This window comes from Dokdonella ginsengisoli (genome assembly GCF_042652785.1).
Classification (GTDB): Bacteria; Pseudomonadota; Gammaproteobacteria; order Xanthomonadales; family Rhodanobacteraceae; genus Dokdonella_A; species Dokdonella_A ginsengisoli.
Map to the genome: position 1 here is coordinate 638161 of NZ_JBHSHD010000007.1, position 16276 is coordinate 654436.

A 16276-nucleotide genomic window follows, 5' to 3' on the forward strand; every position below is an offset into this window, starting at 1 on the left:
CCGCCGATGAGCCGCTGGCGCCCACCCGCCGCCGCATCCACCGCCATGATCACGCCGGAAGGCCATGCGCGCCTGAAGGCGGAACTCGACGAGCTGTGGCGCGTGCGCCGTCCGGAAGTCGTGCGCGCGCTCGCCGCCGCGGCGGCCGAAGGCGACCGCTCGGAGAACGCCGAGTACACCTATCGCAAGAAGCAGCTCGGCGAGATCGATCGCCGCGTACGCTACCTCGGCAAGCGGCTGGAAAACCTGCGCGTGGTCGACAGCGTGCCGAGCGACCCGCATGCGATCTACTTCGGTGCCTGGTTCCGCGTCGAGGGCGAGGACGGCGGCGAGCACGAGTACCGCATCGTCGGCCCCGACGAAACCGATGCCGCGCGCGGCTGGATCAGCATCGACTCGCCGCTCGCGCGCGCCGCGCTCAAGCGCCGCGCCGACGACGAATTCGAAGCCGCGCTGCCGGGTGGCGTCGCGCGCTTCGTCGTGATCGAGGTGCGCTATCGCGAGCCCTGATCCGGCGCGCTGGCGATGCGCAAAAAAAAAGCCGCGCGATGCGCGGCTTTTTTTCGTGATGCCGGGTCCGGTTACTGCTGGACCGGCAGGTAGACCTTGAACGACTCCTCGCCGGCCGGCGCGTCCGGCGCCGAGATGTTCTCGTCCCAGAAGCGGGTGAGGCCGGACTCGGCGTAGCGGTAGCCGTGCGTCTCGGCATAGGCCTTGAGATTCAAGCGATACAGCGGCAGCGAGGCCGGGCTGCCGGTGTACTCGCTCACCAGCGCCTTGCCCTGGTACCACTGCGCCGCGCGCACGTTGCCGCCGACCACGAGCAGGCCGTGCTCGTCGCGATCGCCCGGATTCAGCACCGGGGCTTCGCCGCCCTCGTCGCTCTCGGTGTCGCTCGGCTTCGGCGCCGGGGCGTCGATGGTGAAGTCCTTCTTGTCGAGCGTGAAGGTGGCCTTGTCGACCGGGATGGCGATGCTGAAGGCGTAGTCTTCGTCGCCCCAGTTCGTGGTGATCGTCATCACCGGGCCGGCCGCGGTCAGCTCGGCCTTCTTCATGATCGCCTCGATCTCGGCCACCGCCGTGTCGGTCGCCTCGGCGACGTCGTCGAGCGAGCGCTTGGCCTTGGTGGCGACCATCAGCACCGGCCGGGACGCGACGTCGGCGAGCTCGATCGGCTGGTCTTTGTAATCGGTGTTCGGGAAGCCGGCCAGCATCGCGGCGACGTTGTTGAGGTCGGACTGGATGGTCTGCGCCGGATCGCCGTAGATGTACAGGCCCGCGTAGCGCGCCATCAGGTCCCAACCGTAGTCGGCGTCGAACGCCCAGTGCACCTTGAGCGTCTTGCCGTTGGCCGAAGGCTCCAGCTCGATCGTGAATCGCTTGTTCTGGCCGGTCCAGTGGTTGTCGACCGCCATCTCGATCTTGCTGTCCTGATCGCTCTTGGTGATCTCGTAGGCGCCGTTGCCCACGCGCGCGTTCGAGCTGGTCCAGGCGACCTTGGCGCCCTGGCCGAAGTCGTTGCCTTCGAGCTTGAACTGCGTCTGCGGGTCGAGGCCGCGGAAGGCCGACCACTGCGGGAAACGCCGGAACGTGTTCAGCGTGTCGTAGACCTGGCGCACCGGGCTGGAGACTTCGACCACGCGCGTGACGTGACCGTGGCTCGGCAGCAGCACGCCGATCAACACCGCCAGTACCAACACGATTACCAGCGAAACCAGTACTTCGAAGATACGAATCATCCCAGCCATCTCCAGGGCGTCAGCCGATACAGGCATCGGCGCGTGGCAAGAACGCGGCGGCTTTCACCCTGCGTCCCCTGCATGCCAGCACCGGCGTAGCCTGCGCAGGCGCAGGCCAAGAAATGGATGGTAACGGAGTCCGGGCCGGAAACGCTACGTCCGTCCCGGCAGACGCGCAAAACCCGCATCACGCCTGGCCGGGCGGCCCGCCTCGGCGCTCCGGGGGCGAGCGTGCTGGGGACCCGGATGCGCGTGCGGCGCCGCGGCACGCCGGCGCGCGCCACGCGGATCGCGCTAGACGATGCCGAGCTCGAACGCCTTCAGCACCGCCCGCGTGCGGTCGCGCACGCCGAGCTTGGACAGCACGTTGGAGACGTGATTCTTGACCGTGCCCTCGGCGACGCCGAGCGAATTGGCGATTTCCTTGTTGCTGTAGCCGCCGGCCATCAGCCGCAGGATCTCGGTCTCCCGCTCGGTCAGCGGATCGGGCCGGTCGAGGCTGACGAAGTCGTTGTGCATGCGCTCCAGGCCGGACAGCAGGCGCTGGGTCACCACCGGCGCGACCAGCGAGCCGCCGCCGGCGACGGTCTTGACCGCATCGACGAGCTGGTCGAGCGAGACGTCCTTGAGCAGGTAGCCGCGCGCGCCGGCCTTCAGCCCGGCCAGCACCAGCTGGTCGTCGTCGAAGGTGGTCAGGATGATCGTCGGCGGCAGGCGGTTGGCGCCGGCCAGCGCGTTCAGCACGTCCAGTCCGGACATGCCGGGCATGCGCATGTCGAGCAGGACCACGTCGGGCTTCACGCGCGGAATCGTCTCGACCGCCTGCGTGCCGTCGCCGGCTTCGGCCACCACGCGGATCGAGTCGGACAGCTCCAGCAGCGAACGGATGCCCTGCCGCACCAGCGTCTGGTCGTCGACGAGGCAGACCTTGATGATTTCTTCCTTGCTCATGCCCTGCCCTCGAGTCTGATTCGCAAAACCGGGCACCCTGCCACGGTGTGCAAGAAAACGGTCGCGGCAAGGCCGCGCCACCCTCAGGCCGCTCGATGCGGCCCTCGATCCTCCTCGAACACCGGAGTGCTCGAGGTGACGGCACATCCCTGGTGCCGGAGCGGCTTTCTCAGACCGCTCTCTCCAATGGCAGCGAGGCGTCGAGCGCGAAACCCTGCCCCTTGCCGGTGGCGATGTCCAGACGGCCGCCGAACTGCGCCAGACGCTCGCGCATGCCGGTGAGGCCGTTCCCCTGCTTGAACTGGATCGCGCCGTGGCCGTCGTCGCGCGCGTGGATCATCATCTCGCGTCCGGCGCTGCGTTCGAAGCGCAGCCACAGGTTGCGCGCACCGGCGTGGCGCACGGTGTTGGTGATGATCTCCTGCGCGCAGCGCAGCAGTACCTGCGCGCGCTTGGGATCGTCGACGCCGAAGCGTGGCGGCAGCTCCAGGTGGATGTCCAGCCCCGGCACGCCTTCGGTCAGGTTCTTCAGCGCCTGGGTCAGGTCGATGTTGTCGTCCTCGCGCAGCTGGCTGACCACCTCGCGCACGTCGCCGAGCAGCAGCTTGGCCACCGACTGCGCCTGGCGCACGTGCTCCTGCGCCTGCCCCTGCACCAGGTGGGTGGCCACTTCGAGATTGAGGCTGAGCGCGGTCAGGTGGTGACCGACCAGGTCGTGCAGCTCGCGCGAGATGCGCATGCGCTCGGCCAGGCGGCTCGACTCGGCCAGCAGGGTGCGCGTGGCGCGCAGTTCCGAGTTCAGGCGGCGCTGCTCCTCGCGCGCCTCGACCTGGCGCTTGGTCACGAACGAGGTCACGAAGGCGAGCACGATGAAACCGAGGTACAGGCTGGACTGCAGGAACGCGTCGCTGAGGCTGAACACCGGCTCGCGGATGCTGGCGAACACCGGCACCAGCGAGAAGTTCTGCAGCACCATCCAGGCCACGGCGACGCGCAGCGGCAGCAGCCACGGCAGGGCGACCGCGATCACCCCGAGCAGCAGCGCGCCGATGCCGCCCTGGCTGAACCAGCCGATCGCCACCACCGTCGCGTTCAGCACCAGCAGCAGCACGATCTGCATCGCCCGCCGCAGCGGCGTGCGCCGCTGGTCGCCGAGGTCGCTGGTGAGGTACCAGTAGACGATGCCGAAGACGACGTAGCAGCCCAGCCACAGGTGCACGTACGAGGTCGGCAGCTGCTTCTGCGCCAGGTCCTCCACCAGCGTCTGGTAGCGCAGGAACGGCGTTCCGACGCTGGCGTACTGGAACAGGCCGGCGTAGCGCAGCAGCTGGATGTGGTTGAAGTTCGGCCACGGCATGGCGCCATCATAGGCGCGCGCCGTGGCGGCGTAACCTGTCCGGAAGTCACGCGCGCCGGCACCCGCCGCCGCTGGCCGTCGCGCGGCGGCGGCCGGCCCGGGCGGTCTTTCACCCCGCTGCCCTCATCCGGCGCCACGCGCCACCTTCTCCCGTCTCGGGAGAAGGGAAAGCCCGTCCATTCCGGCGCGCTAACGCTTCGCTAACTTCGCCGCCCGCACCGCGCCATGACCCCGCCGCGGACGCATGCGATAATTGCCCGCACGCGGACCCGCGTCGACGCGCTCACGCAGCGTCGCGCGGGGCACTATTTCGATGGAGCAACACAATGTCCTTGAGCATCCGCGACGTGTCGCCGCACGAGCTGGATTCGGTGCTGGCGCTCAACAACGCCGCCGGCTCCACCATCCTGCCGCTGGACGCCGCAGGCCTGCACACGCTGTACGAGCAGTCGAGCTATTTCCGCCTGGCCGAAGTCGACGGCCACGCCGCCGGCTTTCTGTCGGCGATGCGCGAAGATGCCGACTACGCCAGCCCGAACTACCTGTGGTTCCGCGAGCGCTACCCGCAGTTCGCCTACATCGACCGCATCGTCATCGCCAAGCCGTACCGCGGCCTCGGCCTCGGCCGCGTGTTCTACGCCGACGTGACCAGCTACGCCGAGACGCGGGTGCCGCTGCTCGCCTGCGAGGTGTTCCTGGAGCCGCGCGACGACGTGTCGGTGCTGTTCCACGGCACCTGGGGCTTCCAGGAAGTCGGCCAGCAGACGATGCCGAGCAACGGCCGCCGCGTCTCGCTGCTGGCCAAGACGCTGTGCAGCTATCCGTTCGTGCGCGACACCTACCTCGCCGGTCCCGGCCTGCCGGACCTGCCGTGGCTGGCCGAGCGCGGCCGCGTGGCGCCCGGCCGCCCGCCCGTCCGCGCCGCCGGCGGCGCCTGAGCGGGGGCGTGGACGGACAATGACGTCAGCCTCCATCGGCGCGCTCGAACCGGTCGCCGAGATCAAGTTCGGCCAGGTCGGCCTCGCCAATCTCAAGCTCAAGCGGCTCGATCCGGAAGGGCTCGCCGCCGAACTGCGCGAAAAGGTCGCCAGCGCGGAGAAACTGTTCCTGCGCACGCCGGTGGTACTCGACCTGAGCCATCTGTCCGCGCTGCCGGACGTGGAAACCGTGCGCGACCTGTTCGAACGCATCCGCGCATCGGGCATGCTGCCGGTCGGCCTGTCCTACGGCACCAGCGAGAACGAGGCGCTTTCGCAGGCGCTCGGCGTGCCGGTGTTCGCGAAATTCCGCGCCGCCTACGAGCGCGACTCCGAGGCCGCTCCGGTGTCGCGCGAGACGCCGCGCCCGCCCTCGCGCGCGCCCGCTGCCGCGCCGACTCCGGTCGAACGCGCCACACCACCGCCGCCCAGCGCCAGCGCGCCGACCAGCGGCCTACTGCACGACCAGCCGGTGCGTTCCGGCCAGCAGGTCTACGCGCGCGGCCGCGACCTGATCCTCAATGCGCTGGTCGGCAACGGCGCCGAGGTCATCGCCGACGGCTCGATCCACGTCTACGGCGCCTTGCGCGGCCGCGCGCTGGCCGGCGCGCAGGGCGACGAGCGCGCGCGCATCTATTGCCAGGAATTCCACGCCGAGCTGGTTTCGATCGCCGGCCATTACCGCGTCTTCGAGGACATTCCGGCGGACCTGCGCGGCAAGCCGGTCCAGGTATGGCTCGACGGCGACAAGCTGCTTTTGAAAAAAATGTGAGGGGAGATTCGCCATTGGAGGTTCGGAAGGGGCAAATGACGGATAATCCGCAGTCGAATACGATTTTCGACGTTTCTGCACGATTCCGAATTTCCGGTCCGAAATCCCGTCCTTCAGGAGAACCCCATTGACTGAAATCATCGTCGTCACGTCCGGCAAAGGCGGCGTCGGCAAGACCACCACCAGCGCCTCGCTCGCGGTCGGCCTCGCCAAGCGCAACAAGAAGGTCGCGGTCATCGACTTCGACGTCGGCCTGCGCAATCTCGACCTCATCATGGGTTGCGAACGCCGCGTGGTCTACGACTTCGTCAACGTGATCCAGGGCGAATGCACGCTCAAGCAGGCGCTGATCAAGGACAAGCGCATCGAGACCTTGTACGTGCTGGCGGCCTCGCAGACGCGCGACAAGGATGCACTGAACAAGGAAGGCGTCGAGCGCGTGCTCAACGAGCTGACCGAAGATGGTTTCGATTACGTCATCTGCGATTCGCCGGCCGGCATCGAGAAAGGCGCCTCGCTGGCGATGTATTTCGCCGACCGCGCGATCGTCGTGGTCAATCCGGAAGTGTCGAGCGTGCGCGATTCCGACCGCATCCTCGGCCTGCTGTCGAGCAAGACGCGCCGCGCCGAACTGGGCAACGGTCCGGTCGAGCAGCATCTGCTGCTGACGCGCTACAACCCCGACCGCGTCGCCGGCGGCGACATGATGGGCGTCAACGACGTCAAGGAAATCCTCGGCATCGAAGTGCTCGGCGTGATCCCGGAGTCGTCCGGCGTGCTGACCGCCTCGAACGCCGGCGTGCCGGTCATCCTCGACGAGGAATCCGCCGCCGGACAGGCCTACGCCGACGCCGTCGCGCGACTGAGCGGCGAGACGCGCCCGATGCGCTTCGTCGACGCGCAGAAGAAGGGTTTCCTCGCACGCATCTTCGGGAGCTGAACATGGGACTGTTCGATTTCCTGCGCGCCCGCCAGAAGAACACCGCCTCCGTCGCCAAGGAGCGCCTGCGCATCATCGTCGCGCAGGAGCGCGCGCAGAGCGGCGACCGCCCGGACTACCTGCCGCTGCTGCGCCGCGAACTGCTCGAAGTGATCCGCAAGTACGTCAACATCGATCCGGACGCGATCGAGATCCACGTGCAGCGCGACGGCGACCAGGAAGTGCTGGAGCTGTCGGTCGCGCTGCCGGAACAGCAGCAGGCCGAAGCGCCAGCCGCGGCCGCCGACGGAACCTGATGGGCGACGACGAGGCCGGCGTGCTCACGCTGGCCGATCTCGACATCGCCGTCGTGTCCGGGCTGCTCGCGCGTCGTGCACTGACGCTCGCGCAAGTCGAACCCGGCGCGCCGATCCCCGGCAGCTACTGGGGCGAACCCGAAGCCGGCGTGATCGCCCACACGGTGTATGCGCGCGACGACACGCCGGTGCACTCGCTGCTGCACGAGGCCTGCCATCTGATCGTCGCCCCGGCCGAACGCCGTGCGCATATCCACACCGACGCGTCCGATTCGCAGGCCGAGGAGGACGCGACCTGCTACCTGCAGGTCCTGCTCGCCGACGAACTGCCGGACGTCGGGCGCGAGCGGCTGATGCGCGACATGGACGCGTGGGGATACAGCTTCCGCCTCGGTTCCACGCGCGCCTGGTTCGAGCACGACGCCGAGGACGCCCGCCTGTGGCTGGCGCAGCGCGGCCTGCTGCCGGGAACAGGCTCCCCGCGACCCGGCGATGCCTAGATTACGGATGTCGCGGCCGGAAGGCCGGTTCGGTCGACTCGGACACGTGCCGTTCGGCATGGACTTCGTAGACTCGAAGACCTTCCGCAGGCGCGCCGGCGCCGATCGGGGCCGACGAACCACGCAATGACCCGCGACGAACCGCTTCCGCTCGACGCTTCCCTGCCACCGCCGCCGGCGCTCGCGACGGGCGCGCTGTTCCTGGACCTCGACGGCACCCTGCTGGATTTCGCCGAACGCCCCGACGCGGTGGTCGTCGAAGCGGGACTGCGCACCGCGCTGCAGCGTCTGCACGACGCGCGCGACGGCGCCCTCGCGCTGCTCAGCGGGCGTCCGCTGCAGCAGATCGACGCGCTGCTCGCCCTGCCGCATGCCGCGGCGGCCGGGCTGCACGGCGCGCAGCTGCGCCGGCCGGACGGCCACGTCAGCGTGCTGCGCCCCGATCCGGCGCATCTGGAACGGCTGCGTGCGCACGCCCGCGCACTGGTGGCCGGACTGCCCGGCGTGCTGCTCGAGGACAAGGGCGCCGCGCTCGCCCTGCACTACCGCAACGTGCCCGACGCCGAAACGGCCGTGCGCCGCGCCGCCGACGACCTGCTGCAGGTGGCCGGCGCCGGCTTCGCGCTGCAGCCGGGCAACCGCGTCGTCGAGATCAAGCCGGCCGGCGTCGACAAGGGAACCGCGCTGCTCGCGCTGATGCAGGCGCCGCCGTTCGCCGGCCGCGTGCCGTGGATGCTCGGCGACGACTTCACCGACGAGCACGCGTTCGAGCAGGCCAACCGCCTCGGCGGCATCAGCGTGATCGTCGGCGCGCGCCGCCCGACCCGCGCGCGCCACGCGCTGGCCGACCCCGCCGCCGTGCGCCGCTGGCTCGCAGCGCTGGCCGCTTCCACGCCTCCGGAGAACCGATGAACGAATCCCAGTCCACTCTCGACCTCGGCGTCGTCGGCAACGGCAGCATCGGTGCGCTGATCGACGCGCGCGGCCGCATCGTCTGGTGCTGCCTGCCGTCGTTCGACGGCGATCCCGCGTTCTGCTCGCTCCTGTCGCCGACGGCCGGCGACCTCGGCTACTTCGATCTCGTGCTCGACGGCGAGACGACCCGCTCGCAGCGCTATCTCGACAACACGCCGGTGCTGGTCACGCGCCTGGAAGCGGCCGACGGCAGCGCGGTGGAGATCGTCGACTTCGCGCCGCGCTACAAGCTCAACGGCCGCATCTTCCATCCGATGAGCCTGCTGCGCACGATCCGCCCGCTGGCCGGCGCGCCGCGCATCACGCTGCGTCTGCGGCCGCTGGCGAACTACGGCGAGCGCCGCCCCGAGCGCACCTTCGGCTCGAATCATCTGCGCTTCCTGCTCGACGGCGTGGTGCTGCGCGCGACCACCGACGCGCCGCTGCCGATGCTGCGCGACGAGCTGCCGTTCCTGCTCGACCGCGAACTGTCGATCGTGCTCGGCCCCGACGAGACGCTGGCGCAGGCGCCGGCCGTGCACGTGCGCGAGGCGCTCGACTCGACCGTCGACTACTGGCGCGAATGGGTGCGCTATCTGTCGATACCGGCGGAATGGCAGGACGCGGTGATCCGCGCCGCGATCACGCTCAAGCTCAGCCAGTACGAGGGCACCGGCGCGATCGTCGCGGCGCTGACCACCTCGATACCGGAGGCGCCGCACACCGTGCGCAACTGGGACTACCGCTACTGCTGGCTGCGCGACGCGGCCTTCGTCGTGCGCGCGCTGAACCGCCTCGGCGCGACGCGCAGCATGGAGGAGTACCTGCGCTACCTGGCCAATCTCGCCGCCTCGGCCGACGGCGATCTGGCGCCGGTGTACGGCATCCATTTCGAGCGCGAGCTGATCGAGCGTGAAGCCGGGCACCTGCGCGGCTATCGCGGCATGGGTCCGGTGCGCATCGGCAACGACGCCTGGCGCCAGAGCCAGCACGACGTCTACGGCAGCGTGGTGCTGGCGGCGACGCAGCTGTTCTTCGACCATCGCCTCAACGTGCGCGGCGACGCCGCCGCGTTCGCGCGGCTCGAACACGCCGGCGAAGCCGCCTTCCGCCTGCACGACCAGCCCGACGCCGGACTGTGGGAATTCCGCGGCCGCAGCGACGTGCACACCTATTCGAGCGTGATGTCGTGGGCGGCCTGCGACCGCCTCGGCCGCATCGCTTCGCACCTGGGCCTGGAGGAACGCGCGGCGTTCTGGTCCGACCGCGCCGAACGCGTACGCACGCTGATCTTCGAGCGCGCGGTGCATCCGCAGCACGGCCATTTCGTCGACGCATTCGGCAGCGAACGTCTCGACGCGAGCCTGCTGCTGCTCGCCGACCTGGGCTTCGTCACGCCGCACGATCCGCGCTTCGTCGCCACCGTCGAGGCCGTCGGCCGCGTGCTGCGCCAGGGCGACTACCTGTTCCGCTACATCGTGCCGGACGATTTCGGTGCGCCGGAGACGAGCTTCACCATCTGCAGCTTCTGGTACGTCGACGCGCTCGCCGCCATCGGCCGGGTCGACGAGGCCCGCGTCCTGTTCGAGCAGTTGCTGGCGCGGCGCAATCCGCTCGGACTGCTGTCGGAGGACGTGCATCCGGGCAGCGGCGAGCTGTGGGGCAATTTCCCGCAGACCTATTCGCTGGTCGGCCTGATCAACGCGGCCGCACGGCTGTCGCGCAGCTGGGAGAGCGTGCTGTGAGGACCTCATGAGCCGGCTGATCGTCGTTTCCAACCGCGTCGCGCTGCCGAAGGAGGCACGCGCCGGTGGGCTCGCCTCGGCCATGCAGGCCGCGCTGGCCGAACGCGGCGGGCTCTGGTTCGGCTGGAGCGGACGCCTCGTCGAGGAAGGCGAACGCACGCTCGACCGGCGCAGCGAAGGCCGCGTCGACTATGCCCTGCTCGACCTGACCCGCGCCGAATACCAGGAGTACTACCTCGGCTTCGCCAACCGCACGCTGTGGCCGCTGCTGCACTTCCGCCAGGCGCTGCTCGATTTCAGCCGCAAGGACTTCGCCGGCTACCTGCGCGTCAACCGCCTGTTCGCCGAGCACATCGCAGGCCTGCTGCGGCCGGGCGACCGCATCTGGGTGCACGACTACCACCTGATCCCGCTCGGCGCCGAGCTGCGCCGGCTCGGCGTCGAGGCGAGCCTGGGTTTCTTCCTGCACGTGCCGCTGCCGCCGCGCGACCTGCTGGCCGCCCTGCCGCACCACGAGCTGGTGTTCAGCGCGCTCGCTGCCTACGACCTCGTCGGCCTGCAGACGCCGACCGACCTGAACGCCCTGCTCGGCTATTTCCGCGACGAATGCGCGGCCGTGGCCGACGAGGGCGGGAACGTGCGCCTGCCCGACGGCAGGCGTTTCCGCGCCGGCGTGTTCCCGATCGGCATCGACACCGAACGCGTCGCGCGCCAGGCCGAACGCGCGGTCGGCAGCGCGGCGAACAAGCGGCTGGTCACCAGCCTGGAGCACCGCCGGCTGGCGATCGGCGTCGACCGGCTGGACTATTCCAAGGGCCTGCCGCAGCGCTTCGAGGCGTTCGGGCGCTTCCTCTCGCAGCATCCGGAATGGCGCTCGAAGCTGTCGCTGCTGCAGATCGCGCCGCCCTCGCGCGAGGACGTGCCGGAATACCGCGAGCTGCGTTCGCGGCTGGAGCGCCTCGCCGGCGCGACCAACGGCCGCTACGCCGAGCCGGACTGGGTGCCGATCCGCTACGTCAACCGCAGCTTCCAGCAGGAAACCCTGACCGGCTTCTACCGCAGCGCGCACGTCGGCCTGGTCACGCCGCTGCGCGACGGCATGAACCTGGTGGCGAAGGAATTCGTCGCCGCGCAGGCCGCCGAAGACCCCGGCGTGCTGGTGCTGTCGAACCTGGCCGGCTCCGCGCGCGAGCTGCCGCAGGCGATCATCATCAATCCGCTCGATCCGGACGACATCGTCGAAAGCCTGGAGACCGCGCTGGCGATGCCGCTGGCCGAGCGCCGCGAGCGCTGGTCGGCGATGTTCGAGCACCTGCGCCGGCACGACATCACGGCGTGGCGCAATGCGTTCCTGAGCGCACTGGACGAAGCGTGAAGGCGTTCGCGGAAAACGGCCGTGCCGACCGGCGCGCGGACCGCAACTGCCGCGATCGACTACCCTAGGCGCCATGTCGACCGCAGCCGCCCGCGACGTACCCGCGACCTCGCCTGCCGCGTGGATGGAAATCCTGCGCCTGACCGGCCGCCTGCTCGCCGAGCACTGGCCGGCGCTGCTGTTCTGGTTCTTCCTGCAGCGCGTGCTCTACGGCCTGCTGCTGGACGCGGCGATCGCGCTGGTCGCCACCTCCCTGCTGCTGGCCTACGCCGTGATTGCCCTGCTGGTGGTCAGCCAGCTGGCGACGGTGATCGCGATGTTCCTGTGCCTGCGCCCCAGCCTGCCGATGCTGTCGCGGCGCGACGTGCCGCAGCAGATCGGCCTCGGCGGCGGACATCAGGCCTGGACGCGCGCGCTGGCCGTCGCGCTGCTGCCGTTCTTCGCCTACTACACGACCTGGGGCCTGCTCGACGGCCTGCGCCGGGATTTCCAGATCTCCTTCGTGCAGAACTACGCGTTCACCGACACGCTCAAGACCTCGGCGCCGAAGGACGTGCTGCACCAGCCCTATCTCTGGCTCGCCCTGATCGTCGCCTGGGCCGTGCGCGCGTTCGCGCAGCGGCGCGCCAAGCAGCAGGACGGCCGCATCGGCTGGTCGCTGCTGGCCACCGCCTGCGAGGCGTACTGGGTCTTCGTCGGCGCGCGCGCGATCGCGCAGGCAATCGGCATCGGCAAGGACTGGTGGCAGGAACGCGCGGTCTACCAGGCGCTGACCCGCTGGTGGGACGACCCGCGCGCACTGTTCCATCTGCTGGCGCCGATCAAGCAGGCGCTGGCACCGGCGTGGGACCTCGCCACGACCGCCTTCGGCGGCGTCGTGACGCCGATGGTGTGGCTGGCGATCACCGCGATCATCTACGGCATGGACATGCGCCGCAAGCAGAAGCTCGACGCCGCCGACGCGCACCTGTCGCGGCTCGGCGCGCGCTACAGCGCGCTGCCGCTGCTGGTGCGCAAGATGGCCGGCAAGGCCAGCGAAGGCTGGACCAGCAAGGGCGTGCCGATCACCAACAGCCTGCGCCTGGTGCTGCGCGCCGGACTGCCTGCCGTCGTCGTGCTGTGCGTGTGCTACCAGCTGCTCGACTGGATCGATTCGCACTCGCTGCGCGCGGTGGTCGCGCTGGTCGGTCCGCGCGACGACCTGTGGTGGAACACGGTCGGCCAGCCGCTGGCGGTGCTGATCGGCACGCCGAGCGCGGTGCAGCCGGCGCTGCTGACCGAGATCGTGCGCATCGCCCTGCTCGCGGCCGCCTGCGACTGCGCGATCGCGCGGCTGCAGTCGGCGCCGGCCGACGCGCCAGCGGCGACGGGCGGACCCGCAGCCGCCGCTACTGGGTGAAGCGCAGATAGGTTCCCGGCGCGTCCGGCTCGGACAGCGGAACGACGAAGATCTCCGGCCGCAGCTGGCGCGCGTCGAGGCCGCGCGGCACCACGAAGCTCTTCTCGAACTGCCACAGCTGGCCCGGCTGCGGCGCGATGCCCTTGAAGTCCGGCCCCGGGTCGTAGTTGCACAACGTGGGCAGCGTGCGCCGGCCGGCGGCGACGAAACCGGACTTCCACACGCGCTCGCGCGCGTCGCTCAATCGTGCGTCGCACAGTCCGAGGTTCTTCGGATCCACGCCCTCGTCGAGCACCAGCTCGAAGCGCGCGACCAGCGCCATCGCGTCCGGCTCGAGCTTGGGCACGTCGCGCTCGGTCAGATTCAGAAATCGCCAGCGCGCGCCGCGGTACTGCGCCTGCGCCCCCTGCGCGACCTCGATCGGCACGATCGGATTGCTGCGCGCATAGCGGCGCCAGGCGTCGCGGTACGGTGCGTACAGGGCCCACGCGCCGAGCAGCGCGGCGCCGACCAGATAGAAGCGCTGGCGTCGCCACCAGCTGGAGGATGCGTCGCTCGCGCTCATGGCCGCAGATCGACCTCCTCGGTGGCCATTGCGAGCAGGTCCGCCGCGGTCGCCTTGCCCAGGCCGAGGTCGATCTCCACGACGGCGTCGAGCATCGGCTGCCGCGCGCCGGAAAAGAACTCCAGATGAGCGCCCGGCAGCGCCTCGGGCGGCAGCTCGAAGAAGAACGTGCCGTTCTTCGGCAGGCCCGGGACCACTTCGCCCGAGGCCAGGTTCACCCCCGGAGCGCTCGGCCGCTTGTCGCTGGCGGACAGGTACTCCAGCCCGTCGCGCGTACGCAGGCGGGCGCGGACGAAGGTCGGCTCGTGCAGCGCCTCGAGCAGGACCGGCACCGCGACCCACACGCCGGGCGTCTTCAGCACCCGCGCCTCGTCCTCCTTGAGGAAGCCTCCCACCGTCTTGTAGCGGCGGGCCAGACTGAAGCCTTCGGCCGTGACCGCGAAATCGCGCGTGACGATTCGCTGCTTGAACTCGGCCGGCAGCGGCACGGGCGCCAGCTTGTCGGCGTAGCTGAGCAGGCTCTTGCGCATCGCCACGATCAGCACCAGCCCGAGCACGAGCCAGCACAGCTCGCGCCAGCCGATTCCGCGCAGGGTCCTCACGGCGCCGCTCCCGTGCGCCGGTCCTCGACCGGCAGCTTGAGCGTCATTCCCGGACCGTCCTGCATCCAGCCGCTTTCGTTGTTGACGTAGGCCTTCTCGACGAAGCGGCGCTGGTACAGGCCCCAGCGCGCCGGCTGCGGCAGCGACTGGTCCTTCGGGATCTTCCAGCACAGCAGCACGCGCATCGGCAGCCGCGGATGCAGGTAGTCGTGGAGGGTCAGGTCGTCGACGAGGTAGATCACGTCCGCCTTGCTGCCCTTGTAGTCCTCCGCGCCGGTCAGCCAGCGCAGGTCCTCGGGCAGGTAGTAGTTGCTGCTGGCCTTGGTCAGGTTCTCGACCACGGCCTCCAGCACGAGCACGTCCTTGCCGGAACGGTCGTCGAAGCCCTTCGGATCGCGCCGGTCCACCCAGGCGCGCAGCGGCTGCACCGCGAGCGCGCCGACCGTCACGCGCGCGCCGGGACCGGAGGCGCCGACGCGCTTGGGGGCGGAGCGGAAACCGCCGAGCAGCGCCGTCGCGATCACGGCGAGAATCACGACGACGGCGGCGATCCGCCACCGCGTGCTGTGCACCGCCTGCTTCAGGAAAGGATCGAGCGGCATGCTCCCGTCGGACCGGCCAATGACGGTGCGGACTTATAGCACACGCCCTCGCGGGCATCGAAGCGGCGCTTCGCGGATTCAGGCATTGCGCTCGATGCGCCGGTACGCGCGCCACGCGGCAAATCCGAGCAAGGTCGACAGCGCCGCGCCGGCGGCGAGCTTGAGCGCGCTGTCGGACAGCAGCGGCGACAGCACACCGGCAATCGCCGCGCTGAGCACGAGGCTGATGAACGCCTGCACCGACGACACCGCGCCGCGATGATTGGGAAAGCGATCGAGCAGCAGCAGGGTCAGCGTCGGGAAGTTGATGCCGATGCCGATCGCGTGCAGGCCGATCGGCAGCACCGACCACGGCAGCCGCGGCATCGGGAACACCAACACCAGCAGCAGGTTCAGCGCGGTCGCGGCCAGCATGATCGCGTAGCCCAGGCGCACCGTCGCCGCGGCGGTCAGGCGCCCGGCGACGCGGCCCGACAGGAAGGCGCCGAGCATCATGCCGCTGATCGCCGGAATGAACAGCCAGGCGAAGTGCTGCGTGTCGAGCCCGAGCAGGCCAAGCACGAATGCCGGTGCCGAGGAGATGTAGACCCACATCGCGTTGAAGTTCAGCGTGCCGGCCAGCGCCAGCGGCAGGAAGGCGCGGTCCTTCGCGATCGACTGGTAGGTGGCCGCCAGTTCGCGCGGCGACAATCGCGAACGCCGTTCCGGCGGATGCGTCTCCGGCAGCCACGCCAGGCAGGCGAAGAACAGCAGCAGCGCAAAACCCGCCAGCAGCCAGAAGATCGTCGACCAGTGCGCGACCGCCACCACCCAGCCGCCGGTGATCGGCGCGATCGCCGGCGCCACGCCGAAGATCATCGACACGGTCGACATCAGGCGCTGCGCCTCGACCCCGTCGAAGCAGTCGCGGATGATCGCGCGGCCGACGATCAGGCCGGCGCCGGCGGAGACACCCTGCAGCATGCGGAACGCCAGCAGCGCCTGGATCGTGCCGGACAGCGCGCAGCCGATCGAGGCCAGCGTGAACACGACCACGCCGACCAGGATCACCCGGCGCCGGCCCAGCGCGTCCGACAGCGGTCCGTGCGCCAGCGACATCAGCGCGTAGGCGATCAGGTAGGCGCTGATCGTCTGCTGCATCGCCAGCGGACTCGCGCGCATCTGCGCGGCGATCGCCGGAAACGCCGGGAAGATCGTGTCGATCGCGAACGGCCCGAACATCGCCAGCGCGGCGAGCAGGGGAGCGAGCAGGCGTCGGCGGGAAACGGGAGCGGAAGTCATCGGCGGGCGCAGTGGCCGCGCATGCTACACGCCGGGGATGCGCATCGCGAGGCCGCCGGCGCGACCGTCGCGAGGGTTGCGCTAGGATCGCCGCATCGGAGACGGCATTCTTCCCGTACCGCCGCGAGGCCGACGATGCCTGCCCGGCTCCCGCGAGCGGGACCGGCGGACGTCGCGGACCGGATCGCTGCGCGCGGCGGGCTGCCTCGATCCCAGCCGGG

Annotated in this window: 17 protein-coding genes; 10 read left to right on the forward strand and 7 right to left on the reverse strand. The window is 69.9% G+C overall.

Features of this window, described 5'->3' with window-relative positions:
- Positions 1 to 6 precede the first annotated feature (6 nt).
- Entirely contained in the window at positions 7 to 510 is a 504-nt protein-coding gene (greB, locus tag ACFO6Q_RS10365) for a transcription elongation factor GreB (RefSeq protein WP_380020677.1), read from the forward strand.
- A 71-nt stretch (positions 511 to 581) separates the two neighbouring features.
- On the opposite strand, the gene ACFO6Q_RS10370 is transcribed toward greB, so the two are convergent.
- The 3 genes from ACFO6Q_RS10370 to ACFO6Q_RS10380 form a co-directional block, all read right to left on the reverse strand.
- Positions 582 to 1739, reverse strand: coding sequence for an SRPBCC family protein (locus ACFO6Q_RS10370; protein WP_380020678.1), 1158 nt, complete (start codon positions 1737 to 1739; stop codon positions 582 to 584).
- A gap of 294 nt (positions 1740 to 2033) precedes the next feature.
- Positions 2034 to 2675, reverse strand: a complete 642-nt coding sequence (locus tag ACFO6Q_RS10375) for a response regulator (RefSeq protein WP_380020736.1) — start codon at positions 2673 to 2675, stop codon at positions 2034 to 2036.
- A 184-nt stretch (positions 2676 to 2859) separates the two neighbouring features.
- Positions 2860 to 4047 carry a sensor histidine kinase gene (locus ACFO6Q_RS10380; RefSeq protein ID WP_380020680.1) on the reverse strand — a complete coding sequence of 396 codons (1188 nt, stop codon included), beginning with the start codon at positions 4045 to 4047 and terminating at the stop codon, positions 2860 to 2862.
- A gap of 326 nt (positions 4048 to 4373) precedes the next feature.
- Here ACFO6Q_RS10380 and ACFO6Q_RS10385 point away from each other — a divergent pair, with 326 nt between their 5' ends.
- From ACFO6Q_RS10385 to ACFO6Q_RS10425, 9 genes are all read left to right on the forward strand, one after another.
- Positions 4374 to 4985 carry a GNAT family N-acetyltransferase gene (locus tag ACFO6Q_RS10385; RefSeq protein WP_380020681.1) on the forward strand — a complete coding sequence of 204 codons (612 nt, stop codon included), beginning with the start codon at positions 4374 to 4376 and terminating at the stop codon, positions 4983 to 4985.
- A 19-nt stretch (positions 4986 to 5004) separates the two neighbouring features.
- Positions 5005 to 5796: a septum site-determining protein MinC gene (gene minC, locus ACFO6Q_RS10390; protein ID WP_380020683.1), complete on the forward strand. Its 792-nt coding sequence runs from the start codon at positions 5005 to 5007 to the stop codon at positions 5794 to 5796.
- Between the two features lie 127 nt (positions 5797 to 5923).
- Positions 5924 to 6736 (forward strand): septum site-determining protein MinD, encoded by an 813-nt coding sequence (gene minD, locus ACFO6Q_RS10395; protein ID WP_380020685.1) that lies wholly within the window; start codon positions 5924 to 5926, stop codon positions 6734 to 6736.
- Between the two features lie 2 nt (positions 6737 to 6738).
- A complete protein-coding gene (minE, locus tag ACFO6Q_RS10400; RefSeq protein ID WP_380020687.1) occupies positions 6739 to 7032 on the forward strand; it encodes a cell division topological specificity factor MinE in 294 nt (97 codons plus the stop codon).
- The gene (locus ACFO6Q_RS10405) at positions 7032 to 7532 is read left to right on the forward strand and encodes a hypothetical protein (protein ID WP_380020688.1); all 501 of its coding nucleotides are present in this window, start codon (positions 7032 to 7034) and stop codon (positions 7530 to 7532) included. The genes minE and ACFO6Q_RS10405 overlap by 1 nt, the downstream gene beginning before the upstream one ends.
- Positions 7533 to 7658: 126 nt before the next feature.
- The gene (gene otsB / locus ACFO6Q_RS10410) at positions 7659 to 8444 is read left to right on the forward strand and encodes a trehalose-phosphatase (protein WP_380020690.1); all 786 of its coding nucleotides are present in this window, start codon (positions 7659 to 7661) and stop codon (positions 8442 to 8444) included.
- On the forward strand, positions 8441 to 10231 hold the full coding sequence (locus tag ACFO6Q_RS10415) for a glycoside hydrolase family 15 protein (protein ID WP_380020692.1): 1791 nt from the start codon (positions 8441 to 8443) through the stop codon (positions 10229 to 10231). The genes otsB and ACFO6Q_RS10415 overlap by 4 nt, the downstream gene beginning before the upstream one ends.
- A 7-nt stretch (positions 10232 to 10238) precedes the next feature.
- The gene (locus tag ACFO6Q_RS10420) at positions 10239 to 11606 is read left to right on the forward strand and encodes an alpha,alpha-trehalose-phosphate synthase (UDP-forming) (RefSeq protein ID WP_380020693.1); all 1368 of its coding nucleotides are present in this window, start codon (positions 10239 to 10241) and stop codon (positions 11604 to 11606) included.
- Positions 11607 to 11679: 73 nt separating this feature from the next.
- Positions 11680 to 13005 carry a hypothetical protein gene (locus ACFO6Q_RS10425; protein WP_380020695.1) on the forward strand — a complete coding sequence of 442 codons (1326 nt, stop codon included), beginning with the start codon at positions 11680 to 11682 and terminating at the stop codon, positions 13003 to 13005.
- Here ACFO6Q_RS10425 and ACFO6Q_RS10430 read toward each other — a convergent pair.
- The 4 genes from ACFO6Q_RS10430 to ACFO6Q_RS10445 form a co-directional block, all read right to left on the reverse strand.
- Positions 12995 to 13570, reverse strand: coding sequence for a hypothetical protein (locus ACFO6Q_RS10430; RefSeq protein ID WP_380020697.1), 576 nt, complete (start codon positions 13568 to 13570; stop codon positions 12995 to 12997). The genes ACFO6Q_RS10425 and ACFO6Q_RS10430 overlap by 11 nt on opposite strands.
- Positions 13567 to 14172, reverse strand: coding sequence for a hypothetical protein (locus ACFO6Q_RS10435; RefSeq protein ID WP_380020699.1), 606 nt, complete (start codon positions 14170 to 14172; stop codon positions 13567 to 13569). Before ACFO6Q_RS10435 ends, ACFO6Q_RS10430 begins: the two co-directional genes overlap by 4 nt.
- A complete protein-coding gene (locus ACFO6Q_RS10440) occupies positions 14169 to 14774 on the reverse strand; it encodes a hypothetical protein (protein ID WP_380020700.1) in 606 nt (201 codons plus the stop codon). The genes ACFO6Q_RS10435 and ACFO6Q_RS10440 overlap by 4 nt, the downstream gene beginning before the upstream one ends.
- Before the next feature lie 78 nt (positions 14775 to 14852).
- The gene (locus ACFO6Q_RS10445; RefSeq protein ID WP_380020701.1) at positions 14853 to 16055 is read right to left on the reverse strand and encodes a multidrug effflux MFS transporter; all 1203 of its coding nucleotides are present in this window, start codon (positions 16053 to 16055) and stop codon (positions 14853 to 14855) included.
- Positions 16056 to 16276: the final 221 nt, after the last annotated feature.